This window comes from Nguyenibacter vanlangensis (assembly GCF_013376155.1).
In the GTDB taxonomy this organism is placed as follows: domain Bacteria; phylum Pseudomonadota; class Alphaproteobacteria; order Acetobacterales; family Acetobacteraceae; genus Gluconacetobacter; species Gluconacetobacter vanlangensis.
On record NZ_JABXXP010000234.1, the window covers coordinates 1 to 4,279 of the forward strand.

Genomic DNA, 4,279 nt, shown 5'->3' on the forward strand with positions numbered 1-4,279 from the left:
CGGGCGCGGCGGCGCCCGCCCGACGCCGCAGGGCACCCCCCTGCTGGCCCAGATCGGGCGCGTCGTCCGCGAAAGCCGCGCCGTACTGGAACTGGCACGCACCCACACGACCCCGCTGGACGGCAGGCTGGCGCTGGGGGTCATCCCTACCCTCGGCCCCTATTACATCCCTGGCCTGCTGCAATTGCTGCGCGCCCGCCTGCCCGGCCTGTCGCTGCGCCTGACCGAGGAACGTACCGAGCCCCTCCTGGCCGCGCTGGCCGACTACACGCTGGACGCCGCCCTGATCGCCCTGCCCGCCGACCAGCCCGGCCTGGTGGCCGAACCCCTGTTCTTCGAACCGTTCCACGCCCTGCTGCCCGCCGACCACCCGCTGGCGGCCCAACCCGCACTCTCCGTCACCGACCTGGCCCGGCCAGACCTGCTGCTGCTGGAAGACGGGCATTGCCTGCGCGCGCAAACCGTCTCACTCTGCCACGTGCCGGCCGAATCGCAGCGGGCGGCGAACCCGCGCGTCGCCCCCAGCCTGGAAATGCTGCGTCATATGGTCGCGGCCGGCGAGGGCATCGCCCTGATGCCCGCCCTGGCGATCCAGGACCGGATCCAGGACCGCATGGGCGACGGCGCCCTGACCTGCAGCCGCCCACTGACCGACCCCCGGGCCGGACGCCGGATCGGCCTGGCCTGGCGCGCGACCGACCCGAGGGGGGCGGATTTCACCCGCCTGGCGGAGCTATTGCGCGCGTGATTCCAAAAAGGGCGCCTCGACCCCTCGCCAGCCTCCCGTGCCGCATGACACTCCCCCCCTATCGGCCATCCGCCAGGGCCATACGCAACGCCTCGGCCAGTTGCAGGCGCAGCCAGATCAGCCCGGCATCCGCCAGCCCGTCGAGCCGCATCAGGATATGCACCTCGCCGCCGGTGATCGGCACCGGCAGCGGGCTGACATGCAGCCCGGACTGCCGGGCCAGGGCATAGCCGACATAATGCGGCACCACCGCCAGCGCGTACTGACCCAGCAGAAACGCCGGCAACGCGCCGAAATTGCTGACGACGACCCGGACCCGCCGGCGCAGCCCCTCCTGGCGCAACATCGTCTCGACGATCGTGCCGCGCGTGGCGGCCTCCGTCAGGATATGCGGCACGTCCAGAAATTCCTCCCGCCCGATGACCGGCCCCAGGCCGCATCCGGCAGGATCGTACAGGCAGACGAAATGATAACGCCCCACCGTCATTTCGGCGCAACGATGGTCCGGCAGGCCGCGAATGGTCGCCGCCAGCTCGATGTCCCGCCGCTCCAGCAGGTCGGCGGCCTGCCGCGTCTCCGGCGCCCGGAACCGCGTCATCGTCAGCGGCGCGGCCCGCCAGAGCATCGCGCTCAGCACCGGTCCGGCCGCCAGGTCCAGGCCCGCGGTCATGCCGACGACGAATTGCCGCGTCGCCGTCTCCGGCAGGAAATCCCGGCTGCCGCCCAGCGCCAGACGGATCTGTTCGACATCGCGCTCCAGTTGAGGCGCCATCATCGTGGCCCGCACCGTCGGCCGCATCCCGCCGCGCGTGCGGACGAACAATTCATCCCCGCAGGCGGTGCGCAGCCGCTTCAGCGCATTGCTGACCGCCGGCTGCGTCAGGGCCAGCCGCACGGCCGCGCCGCTGACGCTGCGCTCATACCACAAGGCCAGGAAGATCGTCGCCAGATTGAGATCGATGCGCCTATTATTCATTAGATCAATATCATAGACGAGAAATTATAATTTGACCACGCAACGTTCATGCATAAGCTTCGTGCAGGGGACATTATACACTTCATACACCTCGAGGCGGCCGGGCGCTGAGAGCATCTTCTTTTTCTGAAGAAAAAGAAGCAAAAAGACTTTTATTCGTTAGGAGATTTTGCATGGTCCGGCTCACCGGGCCAAGACGACGAACATGCGCCCCACTCCATTACGTTTCGATAACAGGATACTTCATCAGAAGACACCTCCAGGATCCAATCAATCTGACCAAGTATATGTTAATAACATATATCAATAATTAAAATAAACCCGCCGTATGCGCCTGTGACGCACCATGAACGCCGACATGACCGAGTGAGAGAGATGTCAAGGACCGTAGAATTGTCGAAGACCCGATCGGGATGGCTGCGCGCGCTGCTCCATGGCACGTCGCTCGCGGCCGCATTGCAGGCCCTGCCCGGCCATCCCCGGGCCGCGCCATGGCCGGCCGCCGCGGGGCGCGGTTCCTGCCATGTCACGAAACAGGCCGACGTCCCGGCGAAAATGCGCGACGGCACCATCCTGCGCGCCGACATCTATCGCCCGGACAGCACGGCGCCGGTCCCGGTCATCCTGATGCGCACCCAGTATGGCAAGGACGCCGCGCAGGTCCAGCCGTCGCGCTTCCAGACGCCGGACTGGTTCGCCTCGCACTGCTATCTGGTGGTGGTGCAGGACATTCGCGGCCAGGGAAAATCCGGCGGCACGTTCTACGAATATCGCTATGACCGCGATGACGGCTATGACACGGTCGAATGGGCCGCCCGCCTGCCCGGGGCCGACGGCAAGGTCGGGATGTACGGCTCGTCCTATGTCGGGGCGACACAATGGCTGGCCGCCACCGCGTCGCCGCCGTCGCTGAAGACCATCGTCCCGTCCAACACGGGCTCGGATTACTATGACGGCTGGACATATGAGGACGGGGCATTCCGCCTGGCCTTCATCGCACCATGGATGATGGAGACGATCGCCTCCAGCGCCGCCGCCAACCGCGGCGATACCGCGCTGGCGGCCGAATTGCGGGCCGACGGCATGAATCCGGCGGCCTGGCTGCGCGACACGCCCTATCTGTCCTTTCCGCCCCTGCGCCCCGGCGACCCCAAGGTCGCGCCCTATTTCTACGACGCCATCCGTCACCCGTCGCGCGACGGCTATTGGAAAGCGTTCGAAATCCGTTCGCGCTATCCGAATGTGCAGGTGCCGGTCCTTGCCTTCGACGGCTGGTATGATTCGTTCCTGACCGGCGCGCTGGAAAATTTCAACGGCATGCGCACCCAGGGCGGCACCCCCGCGGCGCGGCGCAACCAGCGCATCATCCTCGGCCCCTGGGAACATCTGGGCTGGGGGCGGCCCGACAGCCTGGTCAGCCCGCGCCTGAAGGCGATCGGCCCCGTCTCCGACAGTCCGGTCAATGAATTGATGCTCGCCTGGTTCGACCATTTCCTCAAGGGCAAGGATGACGGCGTGCAGACCGGCCCGCGCATCGACTACTTCACCATGGGTGAAAATCGCTGGCATGTCGCCGATCGCTGGCCGGTGGCCGGCACGACCTACCAGACATGGTATCTGGGCAGCGCGCGGGACGCATCCTCGGTCATGGGCGACGGCGCGCTGACGACGACCCCGCCGGGCAGCACGCCCCCTTCCCCCGCCGCGCCGCCCCACGGCACAATCGACCCGGCCAGGCTGACCGCGCCCAGCGACCATTTCGTCTATGATCCGGCCAATCCGGTTCCCAGCATCGGCGGCCATTCCTGCTGCGCGTGGAATTCCGGCCCGCAGGGTCAGTTCGATCAATCGGCCATCGAACAGCGCCCGGACATCCTGGTCTATACCAGCAATGTCCTGACCGCACCGCTGAACGTCACGGGACCGATCACCGTCATCCTCTATGCCACCACCACGGCCAGGGATACGGATTTCACCGCCAAGCTGGTCGACGTCCATCCCGACGGCAGCGCAATCAACCTCAATAACGGCATCGTCGTCGCTCGCTACCGCGCGTCGCTGACCGACCCCACGCCGATCACGCCGAACCAGATCTACGAATACCGGATCAAGGTCTGGCCGACCAGCAACCTGTTCCTGCCCGGCCATCGGATCAGGCTGGAAATCTCCTCCAGCGACTTCCCGCAATTCGCCCCCAACCCGAATACCGGGGCACCGTTCGGACACTCCGCCGCCATCGTCAAGGCCACGCAGACGATCTGGCACGACGCCGCCCACCGCTCGGCACTGATCCTGCCCGTCCTGCCGCCCCAGGCCGCGGGCAGCGGCGTGGACCATCCGCCGGTCGACTGACAGCCACGTCCGAACGACCCCCGACACGGACCATATCATTTCCACATCGCATCATAGTGAACGATCACGGCCCGCGCGAGACTTGGCCGGAGGAACCAACCGATGACAGACCAAGACCGGACAATGTCGTCCGCGGGGCAACCGGCCCGCCCCCTGCCCGCCGGCGCGCCGCATCTCCGACGAAGCCCGCGCGCCCTGCTGCT

Annotated in this window: 3 protein-coding genes; 2 read left to right on the forward strand and 1 reads right to left on the reverse strand. The window is 66.7% G+C overall.

The window, feature by feature from the left end; translation table 11 throughout:
* On the forward strand, positions 1-748 hold a 748-nt coding region (locus tag HUK84_RS11380), incomplete at its 5' end, for a LysR substrate-binding domain-containing protein (protein WP_176640400.1).
* A gap of 58 nt (positions 749-806) precedes the next feature.
* Here the strand turns inward: HUK84_RS11380 and HUK84_RS11385 are convergent.
* Positions 807-1,724 (reverse strand): LysR family transcriptional regulator, encoded by a 918-nt coding sequence (locus HUK84_RS11385; RefSeq protein ID WP_176640401.1) that lies wholly within the window; start codon positions 1,722-1,724, stop codon positions 807-809.
* A gap of 375 nt (positions 1,725-2,099) precedes the next feature.
* Between HUK84_RS11385 and HUK84_RS11390 the strand changes: the two genes are divergently transcribed.
* Complete coding sequence (locus tag HUK84_RS11390) at positions 2,100-4,076, forward strand: CocE/NonD family hydrolase (protein ID WP_176640402.1); 1,977 nt, start codon at positions 2,100-2,102, stop codon at positions 4,074-4,076.
* The last annotated feature ends 203 nt before the right edge of the window (positions 4,077-4,279 follow it).